The sequence below is a fragment of the Bradyrhizobium sp. NBAIM03 genome, from assembly GCF_020194055.1.
Taxonomy (GTDB): Bacteria; Pseudomonadota; Alphaproteobacteria; order Rhizobiales; family Xanthobacteraceae; genus Bradyrhizobium; species Bradyrhizobium yuanmingense.
In genome coordinates, this window is the sequence record NZ_JADYVS010000029.1 from 30,666 (window position 1) to 50,902 (window position 20,237).

Annotated in this window: 19 protein-coding genes; 16 read left to right on the forward strand and 3 right to left on the reverse strand. The window is 65.8% G+C overall.

Annotated features, from left to right (window positions below; all coding sequences use genetic code 11):
* The first annotated feature begins 131 nt into the window (after window positions 1-131).
* From uvrC to I6F21_RS31265, 7 genes are all read left to right on the forward strand, one after another.
* Window positions 132-2,189: an excinuclease ABC subunit UvrC gene (gene uvrC, locus I6F21_RS31235; RefSeq protein WP_225114834.1), complete on the forward strand. Its 2,058-nt coding sequence runs from the start codon at window positions 132-134 to the stop codon at window positions 2,187-2,189.
* Window positions 2,190-2,286: 97 nt separating this feature from the next.
* The gene (gene pgsA / locus I6F21_RS31240) at window positions 2,287-2,904 is read left to right on the forward strand and encodes a CDP-diacylglycerol--glycerol-3-phosphate 3-phosphatidyltransferase (RefSeq protein ID WP_036009286.1); all 618 of its coding nucleotides are present in this window, start codon (window positions 2,287-2,289) and stop codon (window positions 2,902-2,904) included.
* Window positions 2,901-3,152: a molybdopterin converting factor subunit 1 gene (moaD, locus tag I6F21_RS31245; RefSeq protein ID WP_036009285.1), complete on the forward strand. Its 252-nt coding sequence runs from the start codon at window positions 2,901-2,903 to the stop codon at window positions 3,150-3,152. The genes pgsA and moaD overlap by 4 nt, the downstream gene beginning before the upstream one ends.
* Before the next feature lie 4 nt (window positions 3,153-3,156).
* Window positions 3,157-3,624 carry a molybdenum cofactor biosynthesis protein MoaE gene (locus I6F21_RS31250; protein ID WP_225140473.1) on the forward strand — a complete coding sequence of 156 codons (468 nt, stop codon included), beginning with the start codon at window positions 3,157-3,159 and terminating at the stop codon, window positions 3,622-3,624.
* Window positions 3,624-4,583 (forward strand): 50S ribosomal protein L3 N(5)-glutamine methyltransferase, encoded by a 960-nt coding sequence (prmB, locus tag I6F21_RS31255; protein WP_225140474.1) that lies wholly within the window; start codon window positions 3,624-3,626, stop codon window positions 4,581-4,583. Before I6F21_RS31250 ends, prmB begins: the two co-directional genes overlap by 1 nt.
* A 91-nt stretch (window positions 4,584-4,674) precedes the next feature.
* The gene (locus I6F21_RS31260) at window positions 4,675-5,259 is read left to right on the forward strand and encodes a phage holin family protein (protein WP_057027666.1); all 585 of its coding nucleotides are present in this window, start codon (window positions 4,675-4,677) and stop codon (window positions 5,257-5,259) included.
* Window positions 5,259-6,389: a YihY/virulence factor BrkB family protein gene (locus I6F21_RS31265; protein WP_225140475.1), complete on the forward strand. Its 1,131-nt coding sequence runs from the start codon at window positions 5,259-5,261 to the stop codon at window positions 6,387-6,389. Before I6F21_RS31260 ends, I6F21_RS31265 begins: the two co-directional genes overlap by 1 nt.
* 47 nt (window positions 6,390-6,436) lie before the next feature.
* Here I6F21_RS31265 and I6F21_RS31270 read toward each other — a convergent pair whose 3' ends face one another.
* Entirely contained in the window at window positions 6,437-7,276 is an 840-nt protein-coding gene (locus I6F21_RS31270) for a class I SAM-dependent methyltransferase (RefSeq protein WP_225140476.1), read from the reverse strand.
* A gap of 295 nt (window positions 7,277-7,571) precedes the next feature.
* Here I6F21_RS31270 and I6F21_RS31275 point away from each other — a divergent pair, with 295 nt between their 5' ends.
* On the forward strand, window positions 7,572-9,044 hold the full coding sequence (locus I6F21_RS31275) for an EAL domain-containing protein (RefSeq protein WP_225126840.1): 1,473 nt from the start codon (window positions 7,572-7,574) through the stop codon (window positions 9,042-9,044).
* Window positions 9,045-9,059: 15 nt separating this feature from the next.
* Complete coding sequence (locus tag I6F21_RS31280) at window positions 9,060-9,914, forward strand: TIGR01459 family HAD-type hydrolase (protein WP_225140477.1); 855 nt, start codon at window positions 9,060-9,062, stop codon at window positions 9,912-9,914.
* Between the two features lie 217 nt (window positions 9,915-10,131).
* On the opposite strand, the gene I6F21_RS31285 is transcribed toward I6F21_RS31280, so the two are convergent.
* Window positions 10,132-10,527, reverse strand: a complete 396-nt coding sequence (locus I6F21_RS31285; protein WP_008567674.1) for a response regulator — start codon at window positions 10,525-10,527, stop codon at window positions 10,132-10,134.
* A 230-nt stretch (window positions 10,528-10,757) separates the two neighbouring features.
* On the opposite strand from I6F21_RS31285, the gene I6F21_RS31290 reads away from it, so the two are divergent.
* The 7 genes from I6F21_RS31290 (at window position 10,758) to arfB (ending at window position 19,771) form a co-directional block, all read left to right on the forward strand.
* The gene (locus tag I6F21_RS31290) at window positions 10,758-11,729 is read left to right on the forward strand and encodes a bifunctional riboflavin kinase/FAD synthetase (protein ID WP_036027101.1); all 972 of its coding nucleotides are present in this window, start codon (window positions 10,758-10,760) and stop codon (window positions 11,727-11,729) included.
* A 203-nt stretch (window positions 11,730-11,932) separates the two neighbouring features.
* Entirely contained in the window at window positions 11,933-14,941 is a 3,009-nt protein-coding gene (gene ileS, locus I6F21_RS31295; RefSeq protein ID WP_225183990.1) for an isoleucine--tRNA ligase, read from the forward strand.
* A gap of 10 nt (window positions 14,942-14,951) precedes the next feature.
* Window positions 14,952-15,446, forward strand: coding sequence for a signal peptidase II (gene lspA, locus I6F21_RS31300; RefSeq protein WP_036027098.1), 495 nt, complete (start codon window positions 14,952-14,954; stop codon window positions 15,444-15,446).
* A 96-nt stretch (window positions 15,447-15,542) separates the two neighbouring features.
* On the forward strand, window positions 15,543-16,271 hold the full coding sequence (locus tag I6F21_RS31305) for a hypothetical protein (RefSeq protein WP_225140642.1): 729 nt from the start codon (window positions 15,543-15,545) through the stop codon (window positions 16,269-16,271).
* Between the two features lie 208 nt (window positions 16,272-16,479).
* A complete protein-coding gene (locus tag I6F21_RS31310; RefSeq protein ID WP_036009336.1) occupies window positions 16,480-17,871 on the forward strand; it encodes a pitrilysin family protein in 1,392 nt (463 codons plus the stop codon).
* Complete coding sequence (locus I6F21_RS31315; RefSeq protein ID WP_036009252.1) at window positions 17,868-19,235, forward strand: pitrilysin family protein; 1,368 nt, start codon at window positions 17,868-17,870, stop codon at window positions 19,233-19,235. The genes I6F21_RS31310 and I6F21_RS31315 overlap by 4 nt, the downstream gene beginning before the upstream one ends.
* Window positions 19,236-19,354: 119 nt before the next feature.
* Window positions 19,355-19,771: an alternative ribosome rescue aminoacyl-tRNA hydrolase ArfB gene (arfB, locus tag I6F21_RS31320; protein ID WP_027575820.1), complete on the forward strand. Its 417-nt coding sequence runs from the start codon at window positions 19,355-19,357 to the stop codon at window positions 19,769-19,771.
* Between the two features lie 56 nt (window positions 19,772-19,827).
* Here arfB and I6F21_RS31325 read toward each other — a convergent pair whose 3' ends face one another.
* Window positions 19,828-20,136 (reverse strand): hypothetical protein, encoded by a 309-nt coding sequence (locus I6F21_RS31325; RefSeq protein WP_225126843.1) that lies wholly within the window; start codon window positions 20,134-20,136, stop codon window positions 19,828-19,830.
* Window positions 20,137-20,237 lie beyond the last annotated feature (101 nt).

Consider the following 20,237-nt stretch of genomic DNA (forward strand, 5'->3'; position numbering starts at 1 on the left):
AGGGCTGTTAAGCCGGGTTACCGCCCGCTTAACAGACTTAAGGAAGCGTTACCGGGAGCTGCCCGCCATCCTCTGTGCGTGCCGCATGGCAGGAACTTCAAATCAGTCCCCCCAGCGCCTAAATTCGTCCCATGGTTCACGATTCCCCCGACAATCCGGACGACCGCGCGCGCAAGGCGCCGCCGGCTGCGAGCGACACGCCGCCCGAGCGGCTGGCCGGGCCGGACGTAGATCCCGCGGCGGCAGGGGGCGATGACGAGGACGATGCCCTGCTGCCGGACATCCTGGAAGAGAGCGGCGCCGTCGGCGAAGGCCCGCTCGCGACCGGTCACGAGGCGATCGAGCGCGCGGTCCGCCTCGCACCGACCTCGCCTGGCGTCTATCGTATGCTCAATGCGAACGCCGACGTGCTCTATGTCGGCAAGGCCAAGAACGTCAAAAAGCGCCTGTCCAGTTATGCGCGCCAGAGTGCGCCGCTGCCGGCCCGCATCCTGCGCATGATCGCGGCCACCGTCACGGTGGAGATCGTCTCGACCACGACCGAGACCGAGGCGCTGCTGCTGGAAGCCAACCTGATCAAGCAGCTGCGGCCGCGCTTCAACGTGCAGCTTCGCGACGACAAGTCGTTCCCCTACATCCTGATCACCGGCGACCATTGGGCGCCGCAGATCCTGAAACATCGCGGTGCGCAGACCCGGCCCGGGCGCTATTTCGGCCCGTTTGCCTCCGCCGGCGCGGTCAACCGCACCATCACGGCGCTGCAGCGCGCGTTCTTGATCCGCTCCTGCACCGATTCCTTCTTCGAGAGCCGCACCCGGCCCTGCCTGCTCCACCAGATCCGCCGCTGCGCCGGACCCTGCACCCGGGAGATCGATTTCGGCGGCTATTCGACGCTGGTGCGCGAGGCCAGCGACTTCCTCTCCGGCAAGAGCCATGCGGTGAAGCAGGAGCTCGCCGGCGAGATGGAGAAGGCCTCGAACGAGCTCGAATTCGAGCGCGCCGCACTGTACCGCGATCGCCTCGCCGCGCTGTCGGCGATCCAGTCGCAGCAGGGCATCAATCCGCGCACGGTGGAGGAAGCCGACGTGTTCGCCATCCACCAGGAGGGCGGCTTCTCCTGCGTCGAGGTGTTCTTCTTTCGCACCGGACAGAACTGGGGCAACCGCGCCTATTTTCCGCGCGCGGAGAAGAGCTTTACGCCCGAGGAGGTGCTGGGGTCCTTCCTGGCGCAGTTCTACGACGACAAGCCGCCGCCGAGGAACATCCTGCTCTCGCACGATATCGAGGAGAGCGAGCTGCTCGCCAACGCGCTATCGATCAAGGCTGGCCACAAGGTCGAGGTCACCGCGCCCAAGCGCGGCGAGAAGAAGGAGCTGGTCACCCACGCGCTGACCAATGCGCGCGAGGCGCTCGGCCGCAAGCTCGCGGACACCGCGACGCAAAGCCGGTTGCTCGAGGCCATGGCCGCGACGCTGAGCCTGCCGCACGTGCCCAAGCGCATCGAGGTCTACGACAACAGCCACATCCAGGGCACCAACGCGGTCGGCGCCATGATCGTCGCGGGCCCAGATGGCTTCGTGAAGAACCAGTACCGCAAGTTCAACATCAAGTCGGAAGGGATCACGCCCGGCGACGACTTCGCCATGATGCGCGAAGTGCTGGAGCGCCGCTTCAAGCGCCTGATCAATCCGCCCGAGGATGCCGCCAGCAAGGCCAAGGACGACGATTTCCCGCAATGGCCCGACCTCGTGATCATCGACGGCGGCCGTGGCCAGCTCAACGCCGTGCGCGAGATCTTCGCCAATCTCGGCCTGACCCAGGTGTCGCTGATGTCAGTCGCCAAGGGACCGGACCGGGATGCCGGCCGCGAGACCCTGTTCATGCCGGAGCGCGAGGCGATCAAGCTGGAGCCGCGTGATCCCGTGCTCTATTTCATCCAGCGCCTGCGCGACGAAGCCCACCGCTTCGTCATCGGCTCGCACCGCAAGCTGCGCAAGAAGGACATCCGCGAGGCTGGTTTGCAGGAGATTCCGGGCATCGGCCCGTCACGCAAACGTGCCTTGCTGCACCATTTCGGAACCCTGAAGGAGATCGAACGGGCCTCGATCGCCGATCTCGGCAAGGTTCCGGGGGTGAGCGCCGAGAGCGCGCGCAGGATTTTCGAATATTTCCATCCCCAGCCGGGATGAACTAAAGGGGGACCGCAGTCATATGATCGTCGTGTCCGCACCTCATTTGGGGCGCGGGACGGTTGACGTTCAGGCAGCAGCGGTATTGGTAGGACGGATGAACATCGCCACCACACGAGGGACGACCAGCCGCGCGATGTCCCTCCCCAACATCCTGACCTATGGCCGGATCGCCGCGATCCCGGTCGTGGTCGGATGCATCTATGCGCAGTCGATTCTGGATCAGCCGCTCTGGCTGCGCTGGCTCGCGGTCGCCCTTTTCATCGCCGCAGGGGTGACGGATTACCTCGACGGCTATTACGCGCGGATCTGGAATCAGCAATCGGCTTTCGGCCGCATGCTCGATCCGATCGCCGACAAGCTGCTGGTCGCCTCCTGCCTGTTGATGCTGGCCGCGGACGGCATCATTCACGGCTGGTCGCTATGGGCCGCCATCGTGATCCTGTGCCGCGAGATCCTGGTCTCGGGCCTGCGCGAATATCTGGCTGCGCTCCGTGTCAGCGTGCCCGTGACCAAGCTTGCGAAGTGGAAAACCACGGTCCAGCTGGTTGCGATCGGCTTCCTGATCGCCGGCCCAGCCGGCGATCAGGTGGTGCCGGTGGTCTCGATGATTGGGCTCGCACTGCTGTGGGCTTCGGCGATCCTCACCATGTACACCGGCTACGACTATTTCCGCGCCGGCATCCATCACCTCATCAAGGAGGACGAGGGATGAAGGTGAAGTATTTCGCCTGGGTGCGCGAGCGCGTCGGCAAGGCCGAAGAGACGATCGAGCCTCCCGCGAGCGTGCGCACCGTCGAGGAGCTGATCGCCTGGCTCTCCGGCCAAAGCGAAGCCTATGCGTACGCGTTCGAGAAGCCGAAGGTGATCCGCGCCGCGATCGACCGCGCTCACGTCAAGCAGGACGCCGCCATCGCAGGCGCCCGCGAGATCGCGTTCTTCCCGCCCATGACCGGCGGCTAGCCTCATGACCTGCCCCGTCACCATCCGTATCCAGGAAGACGATTTCGACATCGCGCGCGAGATCTCGGTCCTGACGAGCAGCCGGACCGATATCGGCGCTGTGGTGACATTTTCCGGCATCTGCCGCGCCGACGAGGACAGCGCCACGGTCGCCGCGCTGACGCTCGAACATTACCCCGGCATGGCGGAGGAAGAGATCAGGCGCCACGCCGAGGAGGCCGTCTCGCGCTGGCCGCTCAACGGCATCACGGTGATCCACCGCGTCGGCCGCTTGAAGCCGGGCCAGAACATCGTGCTGGTGGTGACCGCCTCGCAGCACCGACAGGCGGCGTTCCAGGCCGCCGAGTTCCTGATGGACTATCTCAAGACCAGCGCGCCGTTCTGGAAGAAGGAAGAGAGCGCCACCGGCACCGGCTGGGTCGAGGCCCATGCCCGTGACGACGAAGCCGCCGCACGCTGGACCAAATCCTGATGGCCAAGCCAACGAAAAAGACCGCGCGCGGCCGCGCCGCGCCTAACCTCGCGAAGGTGGGACCCGGCGAGCTTCTCACGCTGCTCGACTTCGTCCGCTATGCGGTGAGCCGCTTCGTCGAGGCCAAGCTTTCCTTTGCTCATGGCACGACCGACCCCGTCGCGGAAGCCGCGTTCCTGGTCTGCGAGGCGCTGCATCTCAATCCCGACCAGTTCGAGATCTTCGCCAACGCGCGCGTCAGCGCCGCGGAAGGCAAGACCCTCCTTGACCTCATCCATCAGCGCGTCACGACGCGCAAACCGGCCGCCTATCTCGTCAACAAGATCTACATGCGCGGCCTGCCCTTCTATGTCGACGAGCGCGTCATCGTTCCGCGCTCCTTCATCGGCGAGCTCCTGGAGTCGCATTTCGGCGCCCACGGCGAGGCCGGATCGCTGATCGACGACCCGACGGCGGTCGAGCGCGTGCTCGATCTCTGCACGGGCTCGGGATGCCTTGCGATCCTCGCCGCGCATCATTTCCCGAACGCCACCATCGACGCCGTCGACATCTCCAAGGGCGCGCTCGAGGTCGCTGCGCGCAATGTCGGCGAATACGGGCTCGAGGACCGCATCAGCCTGTATCGCGGCGATCTGTTCGCCCCTCTCGGCGGCAATAGATACGACCTGATCATCACCAACCCGCCCTACGTCGACGCCGAGGGCATGGCGGCATTGCCGCCGGAGTGCCGGGCCGAGCCGAAGCTCGCCTTCGATGGTGGCGCCGACGGTCTCGACGTGGTGCGCCGGATCCTGCGCGATGCGCCCGACCACCTGACGGCGGATGGCGGGCTGATTTGCGAGATCGGCCGCGGCCGCGAGCTGGTCGACGAGGCCTTTCCGGAACTGCCGCTGCTCTGGCTGGACACCGAAGATTCCGAGGGCGAGGTGTTCTGGATCGCGACCGCCGATCTCGGCTGATTCATCGCGGCCGATCACGCTCCGTCGGAACAAGTCAAATATCGCCACGTTCATCCCCCGATGAATTTTCTCGTCTTGGGAGGATGTCCGCATGCTCGCGCCATCGGGCGAATTGCTGCGCGCCGGGATGGCGCTCAAGCTCAATCACGTCAAACGCGCTGCTCAATCCTATCTGCGTGACCAGACCAGCCAGGCCACAGGCAAGGTGACATCCTACGCGGTGGCCGGCGGGCTGTTCGCGGTCGCCGGCCTGTTCGTCGTCGCGGCATTCTTCGTCGGACTGATCGCCTTGTACCGCTGGGTCGGGATCACCTACGGGCAGTTCTGGGGATTCGGCGCCGTTGCCGCAGTGCTGCTGGTGCTGGCTGCGGTCTGTGCCGGGGTGGCCATGGCCCAGATGAAACGCAAGGCCAAGCCGGTCGTGCCGCTCGCGAGCCGTCTGCGCGTGGCGGTCGCCACGCCCCGGATCCCGCGTGGAACGGTCAAGGAGGCGGTGAAGGAGGTCGCAACGACGATTCCCCTCGCGCCGCTCGCACCGGGCGAGCGCGGCGGCATCAAAACCTGGCCGGCCCGCGCCAACCGTCCCGTGCAGCTCGGCCTGATGCTCGCGGCGGTCGGCCTGGTCGGACTGACGGCCGCCCGGCGGCGACGCAACAGGCATAGTCTGGAGGCGTGATGCTGGCGCGGCGCCCCGAACAGATCGACTCTTGGCTGCTGGTGGCGGCGACGGCCGTGTTCGTGCTGACCGCGGAGCGCTACTTTCAGGATTCCGGCCTGGCGAGGCCCAGGCCTCCGCAACACCACCGCAAGGGCGAAGCGAATTCCCCGGAAACGCACCCGGCCGGTGCGGCGATGCAGCCGGGCCGCGGCCGCCGGGCGAAAAGCCCGTTCGAGATCCCCTGGGCTGGCTGGAAGGACATTTTCTGGCGGACCTATCAACGCATCGACGAGGATCGCCTGCTCGCGACGGCGGGCGGCGTCGTCTTCTTCGGGCTGCTCGCGCTCTTCCCCGCAGTCACCGCGCTCGTCTCCTCTTATGCCCTGTTCGCCGATCCCGCCACGATCAGCGCCAATCTGCACACGCTTGCGACCATGCTGCCGGAGGGCTCGTTCCAGATCGTCGAGGACCAGGTCGCGCGCGTGGTGTCGAACGGCAATGCGACGCTCGGCGTCACCTTCCTGGTCGGCCTGCTGCTTGCGATCTGGAGCGCCAATGCCGGTGTCAAGGCGATCTTCGACGCCCTCAACGTCGCCTATGAGGAACGCGAGAAGCGCAGCTTCATCCGGCTGAACATGGTCTCGCTGGCCTTCACCGTCGGCGGCATCGTGGCGCTGCTGTTAATGGTGGGAGCCGTCGTCGCCTTCCCGCTTGCGCTCAATCATCTCGGCATGGCGCCGGAAAGCAAGCTGATCGTGGCGCTGGCACGATGGCCGCTGCTGTTCATCATCCTGCTGGTCGCACTCGCCATCCTCTATCGCTTCGCGCCGAGCCGCGATGCGCCGCGCTGGCAATGGCTGAGCCTCGGCGCCGTGATTGCCGCGATTCTCTGGATCGCGGGCTCTGCCCTGCTGTCCTGGTATCTCTCGGAATTCGCCAATTACAACGCAACCTACGGCTCGCTGGGCGCGGCGATCGGCCTGATGACGTGGATGTGGATGTCGGCGATCGTCATCATGTTCGGCGCCGAGCTGAATTCGGAGATCGAGCGGCAGACGCTGCGCGATACCACCACCGGGCGGGCGAAGCCGCTCGGCACCCGGGACGCCGTCTCCGCCGACACCGTCGGCGCCACCGCGCCATTTTGATCGGTGGCGGTCGGGCCGAAGCTAGCCCGACCGCATCCCAGGCGCGATCAGCGCTTGGTTATCACGGCTTCCAGATATTCGCTGTGCACCACGATCGTGCCGTCATCGGCGTGGTTGAACTCTTCTAGCAGCGCCAGGAGATCGCGCGCCAGCGCGGCCTGCCCGTTCGCGTCGAGCGCGGCAAACGCCTTCAGCGTGGGGCCATAGAAGGTCTTGAAGATCTCGAGCCAATGGTCCGGCGAACGATAGCGGAACACGAACATGCGCGGCTCGGCGGCGATCTCCGCGGCCACGCCGCCGAACATCTCCTCGAGCCGTGCCGGTGTGCCCCACATGGCGGGCGATTTCACGCCCGCCGGGGGCGGCAAATGCTTGCCGATGGTCTTGAACAGCTGGCCGATGAAGCCTTGCGGCGTCCAGTTGGCAAGGCCGATCTTGCCGCCGGATCTGCAGACCCGCGCGAGCTCGGAAGCGGCCTTGTCCTGATCCGGTGTGAACATCACGCCGAAAGTGGAAAGCACGACGTCGAAGGCGGCATCCGCAAAGGGCAGCGCCTCGGCATCCGCTTCGCGGAACTCGACGGCGAGGTGTTCGGCCATGGCGCGCTCGCGCCCGCGCTTGAGCAGCGCCGGCACGTAGTCGGTGGATGTGACGTCACACCAGCGCCGCGCCGCCGCCAGCGTCGCATTGCCGTTGCCGGCTGCGACGTCCAGCACCTTGCTGCCGGCGCGCAAGTCAATGGCCTCGCAGAGCTGTTCCCCGACGATCTGCAAGGTGGTGCCGACCACGGCATAATCGCCGGACGACCAGGCGCCGTGCTGGCGCTGCTTGACGGCGGCAAGATCAGGTTGGGGGGCGGCTGGCTTGAGCGCGGCGGATGTCGACATGGCAATCTCCTGCGGTTGAAAACGCCGGGACGATAGGGCGCATGCGGCGCGCTGGCCTTGAGGGCGGCATGATTTTCCGCTGAGAGCGTCTTGATTTCCGCACCTGAGCCGGCAGACGTGTGACGAAACGCTTTGGGCGCGCGGGCCTGAATAGGCTCCGACACAGTCCTATCCCCTCGAATCAACAATGATGTTAGGCTGATCGAAGCTTGGGGGAGCATGAGGCGTGACGAGGTCGAGCGACCCGTGTTTTCCCCGGGTGAGGCAGTCAGCTCTTAAAGGCATAACGCGCGGCATGATTCGCATTTCGACGATCTTCATCGCCATCTGCATGGTCCTGGTCGCGGCCTCGCTCGGGCTCGTGCTCTATTCGGTCGCTGGCATCAGCGGAACGGAATCGGCGATCGTGGCGCTGACCGCGCTGACTTTCCTGATCCTCTACAACGCGGTGTCGATGCGGCTGCGCGACCGCAGCGACGTCGGCGGCCAGATCGCCGATCTCTCGCGCGGCACCGCCGACCTCGCCCGCCAGGTGGCCGAGTTCGGCCGCCGGCTGGCTGCGGTCGAGAGCCGCATCGCCGCGTCCAATTCGACCAATTCCGACCGCATCCAGTCGGTCATCGGCGAGATCAACGAACTTGGCGGATTGGTCAGGCAGCTCGCCACCACCGTGGCGGCCCATGAGGATCTGCTCGCCGGCCACGCGTCGGCCCCCGCACCCGCCCCGGTCTCAAGGCCCGAGCCGGAAACGCCGATCGATCTGGCTGCCCCGTTCGAGGAGAAGCCGCTCGCTCCTCCTCCGCTTCCGCAGCCCCCGCTACGGCCGGCGTCGCCGACGGTGCAGGCCGCCCCCCCGGTTCAGACCGCGCATGGACGCAACCAGACCCAATTGCTGGCGACGCTGCGCAATGCGGTCGACGAGAACCGCATCGATATCTTCCTGCAGCCGATGGTCACGCTGCCGCAGCGCAAGGTGCGGTTCTACGAGGCGGTGACGCGCCTGCGCGACGAGCGCGACCAACTGATCGCCGCCGAAGAGTTCATCAGCATCGCGGAAGCCTCGGGCCTGATCGGGCGCATCGACAACATGGTGATGCTGCGATGCGTGCAGGTGCTGCGGCGCCTGATGGTGCGCAACAAGGACGTCGGCGTGTTCTGCAACGTCGCGGCGTCCACGCTGGGCAATTCCACCACCTTCGCGCAATGTCTCGATTTCCTGGAAGCCAACCGCGCGCTGGCGCCCTCGCTGGTGCTGGAGTTCAAGCAGTCGACCTTCCGCAATCTCGGCCCCGCCGAGACCGAGAACCTCGCGGCGCTCGCCCAGCGCGGCTTCCGTTTCTCGATCGACCATGTCACGGATTTGCGCATCGAACCGCGCGAGCTGGCCGATCGCGGGGTCCGCTTCATCAAGGTGCCTGCCGCGCTGCTGCTCGATCCCAAGCAGGCCTCCGCCTCCGACATCCACCCGTCCGACCTCTCCGACCTGCTCGGCCGCTTCGGCATCGATCTGATCGCCGAACGGATCGAAGGCGAGCGCGCCGTGGTCGACCTGCTCGACTATGACGTACGTTTCGGCCAAGGGTTCCTGTTCGCACCGCCCCGGCCATTGCGGCCGGAGGGGGCATCTGCTACCGGCGGGGCCTCGCCGAACCAGGCGCAGGACATTCAAGGATCCAATGGCTCCGCCACACCCAACTCAGGCGCGACCTCTTCGGCGCCTCCGCCCCAACGCGTCACCGGCAACGCAGCGCTCGCTCGTCGCATCTGATCGGCCGCGCACGCCATGACCGCGCTGCATTTTGCCGAAGGCCTGCGCGAGCTCGTGGGCGGTGTGGAGGTCGTGCTCAGCGATATCTGGGGCGTGGTCCATAACGGGCTGGAATCCTTCGCCGAAGCTTGCGAGGCGCTGCACACCTATCGCAGCCGCGGCGGTACGGTAATCCTGATCACCAACGCACCGCGCCCTGCCGACTCCGTGCAGCGGCAATTGCGCAAGCTCGGCGTCCCCGATGAGACCTATGACGCGATCGTATCTTCAGGCGACCTGACCCGGCTCTACGTCGCCGAGCATCCCGGCCGCAAGATGTTCTGGCTCGGCCCCGAGCGCGACAACTCGATCTATCGCGGCCTCGATGCGGTGACCGCGCCGCTGGAGCAAGCCGATTACATCGTCTGCACCGGCCTCTACGACGACGAGACCGAGACGGCGGAAGACTATCGCGGCATGATGCTGCAGGCGCGCGAGCGCAAGCTGACGCTGGTCTGCGCCAACCCCGACATCGTGGTGGAACGCGGCGACCGGTTGATCTACTGCGCCGGCGCCATCGCCGAGCTCTACCGCGAGCTCGGCGGCGAGGTGATCTTCTACGGCAAGCCGCACCGGCCGATCTACGAGCGCGCCATGGCGCTTGCCGGTGAACGCCAAGGCTACCAGATCGACCGGAAAAAGGTGCTGGCGATCGGCGATTCCGTCCGCACCGACTTAACCGGCGCCCGCGAATTCGGCATCGACTGCCTGTTCGTCACCCGCGGCATCCATGCCGAGGAGTTCGAGGGCCTCGACCAGCTCGACCCGAATTCGGTCATGGAGCTGTTCGGCCACCCGCCGAAGGCGCTGATGCGCGAATTGAAGTGGTGACGGCGGAGCGCGCGCAGCTGCAATGGACTTAGACCAAAGGGCAAGCCTCAGACGCCGTCATGGCCGGGCATAGCCGTCCGAAGGACGGCGTCGCTTGCGCTCGCCTATGACCCGGCCATCCACGTCTTCCTTTTTTTGCATCCAAGAACGTGGATGCCCGGGACAAGCCCGGGCATGACGTTCCAAACGGAAAATTGTTGTCCGGCGAAGAGCGCCCTTACGCGCTCGCCATGTCCGGGAAGACCGCCTCGATCTTGGTCTTCAGCGTCGCCGCATTGAACGGCTTGACGATGTAGTTGTTCACGCCGGCCTTCTTGGCCGCGATCACGTTCTCGGTCTTGGATTCGGCCGTGATCATGATGAAGGGCGTGGTGGCGAGGTTCGGATCCGCGCGGACTTCGCGCAAGAGGTCGTAGCCCGTCATCGGCTCCATGTTCCAGTCGGAGATCACGAGCCCGTACTTCTTGCCGCGCATCTTGTTCAGCGCTGCCGAACCGTCGCTGGCATCATCGATATTCTCGAAGCCAAGCTGCTTCAGCAGATTCCGGATGATACGGATCATGGTGCTGTAGTCATCCACCACCAGAACCGGCATCGACAAATCAACCGCCATCTCGACTCCCCCAACGCAAACCCAGGAATATTACGATCGGACCTGCCAGGCCGGCGCCCGGCAGTTCCACGCCTCAAGGACTAGCACCAAGGCCTTAAACAGCGCGTTAACTGCGGTCAGCTCCGAAGGCTTGAAATCGTGTTCAATGTCTGCCCGCCCCGCCGCTTGACTTCGCGGTGCCGGTCGCGCCACGGTCCGGGCCGGTCCTGCCCGGTTCGAGAATTCCCCTGATGGCTCCGCCTTTTACCGTCATCCGCGATACAACGCCGGATTCCGCGATTCCGAGGGGCGCCGTGGTTGCCATGGGCAATTTCGACGGCGTGCATCTCGGCCATCGCGCCGTCATCGCGGCTGCCCTGGAGATGGGCAGGGCGCATGGCCGGCCTGCGCTGGCCTTGACCTTCGAGCCGCATCCGCGACGGTTCTTCAGCCCCAACACCCCGCAATTCCGCCTGACGGACGAGCGGGCCAAGCTGCGGCTTCTGGCCGGTACCGGGCTTGCCGGCGCCGTGGTCATGACCTTCGACAAGGCCCGTGCCGGAACCAGCGCGCAAGATTTCATTCACCATGACCTGATCGGGCGGCTCGGCGTCAGCGGCATCGCGGTCGGCTACGACTTCCATTTCGGCAAGGGTCGCGTCGGCTCCCCGAGCCTCCTGGTCAACGAGGCGCCCCGGCTCGGCATCGAAGTCGACGTCCAGCCGCATGTCGATATCGACGAGCGGCCGGTCTCCTCCAGCGCGATCCGGATCGCCCTCGCCGAGGGCCAGCTCGACGAGGCCACGACCATGCTGGGCGCGCCCTGGTTCATCACCGGCGAGGTCATCCACGGCGAAAAGCGCGGCCGCGACCTCGGCTATCCCACTGCCAACATCCGCCTGGACGCCAATTGCGGCCTCAAGCACGGCATCTACGCGGTCCGGGTCGGCCGCGGCACCGAGCGGCTGGACGGGGTGGCCAGCTTCGGCCGCCGCCCGACCTTCGACAATGGCGCCCCGCTGCTCGAAATCTTCCTGTTCGACTTCAAGGGCGACCTCTACGGGCAGGCGCTCGACTGCGCCTTCATCGGCTTCATCCGCGATGAGCTGAAATTCGATGGTCTAGAGGCCCTGATTCACCAGATGGACGACGATTCCGCCCGCGCCCGCGCCATGCTCGCCGCCGCCCCGGACGCGTTTCCGCGCCTGGGCGTGATCGATTGAGAGGCGAAACCGGGCCCCCGGACCTTTGCGCTTCCTCCGCCCCCCTGCTATGGAGAGCCCATGTTTGCGCGGCGCATCATAGGGATTAGCGGCCCGGCTTCCGCCTGAGCCTGAAGGCTCGGCGCAAGACCGGGATTTCGTCGTTTCACCCGCGATTCCGCATCGCCATCCGTTCCCGCGCCCCTTCCGAGCCAGTCAGCCTCATGTCCGAAAAGCCGCAAAAGTCCCAAAAGTCTGAAGCCAAGGACTATTCGAAGACCCTGTTCCTGCCGCAGACCGAATTCCCGATGCGCGCCGGCCTGCCGCAGCGCGAGCCGGAGATCCTCAAGCGCTGGTACGAGATCGGCCTCTACGAGAAGCTGCGCCAGAGTGCGAAGGGCCGCGCCAAGTTCGTGTTGCATGACGGCCCGCCCTACGCCAACGGCAACATCCATATCGGCACGGCGCTGAACAAGATCCTGAAGGACCTCGTCACCAAGAGCCAGCAGATGCTCGGCTACGATTCCAACTACGTGCCGGGCTGGGACTGCCACGGCCTGCCGATCGAGTGGAAGGTCGAGGAGGAGCATTATCGCAAGAAGGGCAAGCAGAAGCCCGACTTCCGCGACAGCGCCGCGATGATTGATTTCCGCAAGGAGTGCCGCGCCTATGCCACGCACTGGCTCGGCGTGCAGCGCGAGGAGTTCAAGCGCCTCGGCGTGATCGGCGATTGGGACCATCCCTACGCCACCATGAGCTATCCGGCCGAAGCCCAGATCGCGCGCGAGCTGATGAAGTTTGCCGCAAACGGCACGCTCTATCGCGGCTCCAAGCCGGTGATGTGGAGCGTGGTTGAGAAGACCGCGCTGGCCGAAGCCGAGGTGGAGTACGAGGACCACACGTCCGATACGGTCTGGGTGAAATTCCCGGTGACCTCGCCCGCGCACGGTGCGCTCGCCTCGGCGAGCGTCGTGATCTGGACCACCACGCCCTGGACGCTGCCGGGCAATCGCGCCATCTCGTTCTCGCCGAAGATCGCTTATGGCCTCTACAAGGTGACGGACGCCCCCGCCGACAATTGGGCCAGGAACGGCGACCTCCTCATCCTCGCCGATGCGCTCGCGCAAGACGTCTTCAAGCAGGCGCGCGTGACGGCTTATGAGAAGGTCCGCGACGTCCCCGGCGACACCATGGACGCGATCGAGTGTGCCCATCCGCTCAAGGGCGTCGGCGGTGGCTACGACTTCATCGTGCCGCTGCTGCCTGGCGACCATGTCACCGATGACACCGGCACCGGCTTCGTGCACACGGCGCCCGGCCATGGCCGCGAGGACTTCGATGTCTGGATGGCGGCGGCGCGCGATCTCGACGCGCGCGGCATCAACACCGCCATCCCCTATACCGTCGACGAGAATGGCGCCTACACCGATCATGCGCCGGGCTTTGCCGGCAAGCGCGTCATCACCGACAAGGGCGAGAAGGGCGATGCCAACGAGGCCGTGATCAAGGCGCTCGTCGAGAAAGGCATGCTGCTCGCCCGCGGCCGGCTCAAGCATCAATATCCGCACTCCTGGCGCTCGAAGAAGCCGGTGATCTTCCGCAACACGCCGCAATGGTTCATCGCGATGGACAAGGACATCGCGGTGGGCGGCAAGACGAAGAGCGGCGACACGCTGCGCGCCCGCGCGCTGCAGGCGATCTCGGTGACGCAATGGGTGCCGCCGTCCGGCGAGAACCGCATCAACGGCATGATCGAGGCACGCCCCGACTGGGTGATCTCGCGCCAGCGCGCCTGGGGGGTGCCGATCGCCGTGTTCGTGCGCGAGAAGGGCGACGGCTCCGCCGAGATCCTCCAGGACGAGGCCGTCAATGCGCGCATCGGCGACGCCTTCGAGAAGGAAGGCGCCGACGCCTGGTACGCGACGGGCGCGCGCGAGCGCTTCCTCGGGTCCCGCGCGAGCGAGGACTGGCAGAAGGTCGATGACATTCTCGACGTCTGGTTCGATTCCGGCTCGACCCACGCTTTCGTGCTCGAAGATCCCGTGCAGTTTCCCGGGCTCGCCGGCATCAAGCGCAAGGTCGACGGCGGCGCCGACACGGTGATGTACTTGGAAGGCTCGGACCAGCATCGCGGCTGGTTCCACTCCTCGCTGCTGGAAAGCTGCGGCACGCGCGGCCGCGCGCCTTACGACATCGTGCTAACCCACGGCTTCACCCAGGCCGAGGACGGCCGCAAGATGTCGAAGTCGCTCGGCAACACCATCGAGCCGCAGGCCGTCATCAAGGAATCTGGCGCCGACATCTTAAGGCTCTGGGTCGCATCCAGCGACTACACCGACGACCAGCGCATCGGCCCCGAGATCCTGAAGAACACCGTCGAGACCTACCGCAAGCTGCGCAACACCGTGCGCTGGATGCTGGGCACGCTGCATCATTACAAGCCGGCCGACGCAATCGCGCCGGCCGAGATGCCCGAGCTCGAGCGCTTGATGCTGCACGAGCTCTCGGGTCGCGCCGCCGCGATCGGCAAGGCCTACCGGGAGTTCGACTACAAGACCGTGGTCGCGATCCTGTCGGCCTTCCTGAACAGCGAGCTCTCCGCCTTCTACTTCGACATCCGCAAGGATACGCTGTATTGCGATCCGCCCTCGTCACTGACGCGCAAGGCGGCGCTGACGACCATCGACCTGTTGTGCGCTTCGACCCTGAAATGGCTGGCCCCGATCCTCAGCTTCACTGCGGAGGAGGCGTGGCGCATGTACCGGCCCGACGCCGAACCGTCCGTGCACCTGACGCTGTTCCCGACCGATCTCGAAGCCTTGCGCGACGACAAGCTCGCCGCGAAATGGGAGACGATCCGCAACGTGCGTCGCGTCGTCACCGGCGCACTCGAGCTGGAACGCGCCGCCAAGAACATCGGCTCCTCGCTCGAGGCATCGCCGGTAATCTATGTCGTCGATCGCGCCATGCTGGCGACCTTGTTCGACATCGATCTGGCTGAAGTCTGCATCACCTCGAACTACGAGGTGCGGGAGGGCGAGGCGCCGGCCTCGGCGTTCCGCCTCGATGCCGTCCCCGGCGTCGCGGTCGTGGTGGAGAGGGCGATCGGCACCAAATGCGCCCGCTCCTGGAAGATCTCGCCGATGGTCGGCGAAGACGCCGAATACCCCGACGTCACCCCGCGCGACGCCAAGGCGCTGCGCGAGTGGAAGGCGCTGGGGGTGAGCGTCTGATCGGTCGGCCATGACCCCGCTCCGTGCCGGCATCCTCGCGGCCATGGTCACGCTCGTGGCCGACCAGGCCTCGAAGCTCTGGCTGTTGAACGTGTTCGACCTCGCCCGTCGCGGCGCAGTGCGGGTGACGCCGTTCTTCGACCTGGTGCTGGCCTGGAATATCGGCATCAGCTTCGGCTGGCTCCAGAACGACAGCCAGGCCGCGCAGCTCGCGCTGATGGCCGTCAAAGTGATCGCGGTGGTTGCGCTGGCGATCTGGATGGCCCGCTCGCACACCATGCTCGCGACCGTCGCGCTCGGTCTGATCATCGGCGGCGCCATCGGCAACGGCATCGACCGCTTGGCCTATGGCGCGGTGGTGGATTTCGCCCTGTTCCACATCGAGATCGCCGGAAATACCTATAATTGGTATGTGTTTAACCTCGCGGACGTGGCCATCGTTGCTGGGGTGGCAGCGCTATTGTATGATTCCTTCCTGGGGGTACCCGCCGCAAAAGCGCCCTGATCCCGGCCGATACGGACCGGCAGCTGGAACCCGGCTTTTGCAAGGGTGAAGCCGCGTGTGGGCGGCAATCTGCTACAATATGAAACAGGTACGGTGATGCGCAGCTCGAAGACCAGCGGTTCGATGGTTCGGGGCTCCCAATCGGGGGGCTGGCGGGCACTGAAATTGGCCGCCGTCGCGCTCGGCATCGGCCTCGTCATGTCGATCGGTGGCGCCCGTGCTGCCGACGATGACGACGACGACGACATGACCTTCGAAGAGAAGCTCATCGACAACCTGATGACCGGCCTTGGCGCCCGGAGCATGGAAAAACCCGGCATCGAATACCGCGAGCGTTCGCCGCTGGTCGTGCCGCCCAAGCTCGACCTGCCGCCGCCTGCCGCAGCCGAGGCTGCGGCTGCGCCGAACTGGCCGAAGGACCCCGACGAGAAGCGCCGCAAGGAGGCCATCGCCCAGCGGAAGAAGTCCGGTAACAAGGCAACGGAGTACTGGAAGAACGCCCAGCCGCTGTCGCCCGCCGAGTTGAACGCCCATAGGACGGCCGCCGCCGAAAAGACCGGCAATGACCCGGTCCAGCCGGGCACCAACGTGGCCAATCCGACGATGAGCCCTGCCGAACTCGGATATACCGGAGGGCTGTGGAAACTCTTCAAAGGGAACGGGCCCGAGTCCAAGCAGTTTACGTCGGAACCGCCACGCCAATCGCTGGTGGAGCCGCCGCCGGGATATCAGACGCCGTCGCCGAACTACGCCTACGGCGCCGGCCCGGATAATTCGAAGCGGACCTATTTCGACGTCCGATCCGGCAAGGAGAAGGAACAATAGCGTTCCTGTCCTGTCGCGACATTCTGACCCAGGCGAAGCGAGGGTCGGGCGGTGCATGTCCGCCCACCGCGTTCAAAATTGCTTATCAGTAACTTGCCTAAGCGTTGAGTTCTCTGCTTCGTGACGCGAAGCCTCAGCCGCACGGTGTAGCCTGCCGTGCCCTCCGAGCCGGAGATCCGGGCTCGGCACCTCACAACCAGGGATCATGATGTCCTCTTACCGATCGGCTGCCTGCCTCCTTGCCGCGCTGCTTTCGACGAGTGTCCTTTCGGCCGGCGCCGCCCTTGCCCAGACCACGGTGACATCGGCTCCGCCCGCCAGCTTCACGCTCGCCAACGGCATGCAGGTCGTGGTGATCCCGGACCGCCGCACCCCCGTTGTCACCGAGATGATCTGGTACAAAGTCGGCTCGGCCGATGAGACGCCCGGCAAGTCCGGCCTCGCGCACTTCCTCGAGCACCTGATGTTCAAGGGCACCGCGAAGCATCCGGCAGGCGAATTCTCCCAGACCGTGCTGCGTGTCGGCGGCAACGAGAACGCTTCGACCTCGGTCGACTACACCAACTACTATCAGCGCGTGCCGAAAGAGCAGCTGCCGACCATGATGGAGTTCGAGGCCGACCGCATGACGGGCCTCGTCCTCAAGGACGAGAACGTGCTGCCCGAGCGCGACGTCGTGCTCGAAGAGTACAACATGCGCGTCGCCAACAATCCGGATGCGCGGTTGAACGAGCAGATCATGGCCGCGCTCTATCTCAACCATCCCTACGGGCGGCCGGTGATCGGCTGGCATCAGGAGATCGAGAAGCTCGATCGCGAGGATGCGCTCGCCTTCTATCGTCGCTTCTACGCGCCGAACAACGCGATCCTGGTGATCGCCGGCGACGTCGACGCCGCCGAAATCCGCCCGCTGGTCGAGCGCAATTTCGGCTCGATCCCCGCGCAGCCCGCGATCCCGGCGCGGCGCGTTCGTCCGCAGGAGCCGGAGCCCGCCGCCCCGCGCACCGTCACGCTGGCCGACCCGCGCGTCGAGCAGCCGAACATGCGGCGCTATTATCTCGTGCCCTCGGCGACCACGGCCGCGGCCGGCGAGAGCGCGGCCCTCGACGTGCTGGCGCAGCTGATCGGCAGCGGCAGCAATTCCTATCTCTACCGTGCCCTCGTGGTCGACAAGCCGCTCGCGGTCTCCGCCAGCGCCAGCTATTCGAGCATCTCGCTCGACCCGACCCAGTTCGCGATCTCGGCTGCACCGAAACCCGGCGTCAGTTTTTCGGAGGTCGAGCAGGCGGTCGACGGGGTCCTCGCCAACGTCGCGCAGAACCCGATCCGCGCCGAGGATCTGGAGCGGGTCAAAACCCAGCTCATTGCCGAAGCGATCTACGCCCAGGACAACCAGGCTGTGCTGGCGCGCTGGTACGGCGGCGCGCTGACCACCGGCCTGTCGATCGAGGACATCAGGAGCTGGCCCGATCGCATCCGCGCCGTCACCGCCGAGCAGGTCCGCGCCGTTGCGCAGAAATGGCTCGAGAAGAAGCGTTCGGTGACCGGCTACCTGATCAAGGACACTGCAACCGCCAAGCGCGAGGAGAAGCGCTCGTGACCTATTCCTTCGTTCGCCGCATTGCATTCTCCGTTGCCGCCGGCGCGGTCCTCGCATTCTCTGCGGTCTCGCCGTCGCAGGCCGCCGCAAAGATCCAGCACCTGATCTCGCCGGGCGGCATCGAAGCCTGGTTCGTGCAGGACGCAACCGTGCCGCTGATTGCCATGGAATATTCCTTCGCCGGGGGCTCGGCGGAGGACCCCAAGGACAAGCCGGGCGTTGCCAATCTGGTCGGCTCTCTCCTCGACGAAGGCTCAGGCGATCTCGATTCCAAGACGTTCCATGAACGGCTCGACCGCCGCGCCATCGAGCTGTCCTTCAACGCCACCCGCGACACCCTCCGGGGCAGCCTTCGCATGCTGCGCGACAACAAGGACGAGGCCTTCGACCTGCTCAGGATGGCGCTGACCTCGCCGCATTTCGACACGGCCGACGTCGAACGCATCCGCTCGCAGGTCATATCGGGCCTGCGCCGCGAGACCACCAATCCGACCTCGCTGGCGAGCCGCAAGTTTCTGGAGCTCGCGTTCGGCGATCACCCCTACAGCCGGCAGAGCAACGGCAACCTCGACAGCGTGCCGACCATCACAATTGCCGACCTGAGGAATTATGTCGGCCGTGTCCTCGCCAGGGATGGCCTCAAGATTGCGGTCGTCGGCGACGTCGATCCGGCTACGCTCGGAAAGCTGCTCGACCACACCTTCGGCAGCCTGCCCGCCAAAGCCAATCTGACGCCAGTCCCCGACGTCGAGGCTGCAAAGCCGCCGCAACGCGCCTTCGTGACCCTCGACGTGCCGCAGACGGTGATCACCTTCGGCGGACCCGGCGTGAAGCGGAGTGATCCGAGCTTCATGGCGGCCTACGTCGTCAACCACATCCTCGGCGGCGGCGGCCTATCGTCCCGGCTCTATCGCGAGGTGCGCGAGAAGCGCGGACTGGCCTATTCGGTGTACGAGTCGCTGCTCTGGATGCAGCACTCGGCGATTTTCATCGGCAATACCGGCACCCGCGCCGACCGCGCCGGCGACACCATCGAGGCCATCGAACAGGAGGTGCGCCGCATCGCCGAGGAGGGCCCGACGCAGAAGGAGCTCGATGAGGCCAAGTCCTATCTCAAGGGCTCGCAGATGCTGGCGCTCGACACCTCGTCCAAGCTGGCACAGGCGCTGCTGCAATATCAGCAAGACAAGCTGCCGATCGACTATATCGAGAAGCGCAACGCCATCGTCGACGCCGTGACGCTGGACGATGCCAAGGCGGCCGCCAAGCGGCTCTGGGGCCAGGGGCTGCTGACCGTCGTCGTCGGCCGGGCCCCGCAGGCCGCCGTGCAACCGGCGGCTGCACCGGCGACGAAGTCGAACTGATCTCTTTTCTCGACGTTTCCTGAATGGCCGGGGCCATCCCGGCCATTTGCGTTTCACGGCAGCGCCATTGCTGACGACGGATGTCCGCGGTATGTCCTGACATCACGAATGGTGCCAGCATGCTGCGGATATCCCGCGATCTCGTCATCGACGAGGACGACATCGAGATCGGCTTTGTCCGCGCCTCCGGCCCGGGCGGGCAGAACGTCAACAAGGTCGCGACCTCCGCGCAGCTGCGCTTCGACACGCGCAAGCTGACCTTGCCCGAGGACGCGGCGCTGCGCCTTGCCCGCATTGCCGGCCAGCGCATGACCAAGGACGGCGTGATCGTGATCCACGCTCAGCGCTTTCGCACTCAGGAGCGCAACCGTCAGGATGCCATCGACCGTCTCGTCGAGATCCTCAAGGAGGCCATGGTCCGGCCGACGCCTCGCCGTGCGACGCGGCCGACCTTCGCCTCCAAGCAGCGCCGGCTCGAGGGCAAGAAACGCCGCAGCGACATCAAGGCCGGCCGCGGCCGGAGCTTCGACGATTGATGCGAAAAACCTCCGGTCGCGCGAGCGACCGGAGATTTGCCGTTCGCGAGCTGGCGTCAGTAGCGCTTGCCGGCCGCAGCACCGCCGGTCGCCGCATCGTCCGTGGTGCCCTTGCGCGTCGCGCTGCCGGTGGTCCCGACGGACCCCTTCGTGCCTTTGCCCGACTTCATGCCGACCTTCTCGCCGGCTGCGCCCTGCTGTGCACCGAGATCCTCATCCTCGCTGCCTGACGCGCCTCCTTGCATGGGCTTGCTTTGTACGGTGCCGCCAGGCCTCGTCCCAGACGAGGTGCCTTGGGCGAGAACGGGCGTTGCAACGAGGGCCGCGAGAGCGCAAGCGATCGCAGAGGTCTTCACCAACTTCATCCATTTCTCCTGGAATGTCGCGATGAACCGTCGGTTGCCTTCTGCACCGTTCGCCTGCACCGGACCGGTTCATCGCAAAGAGAGTTCGAACGGCGCGGTGT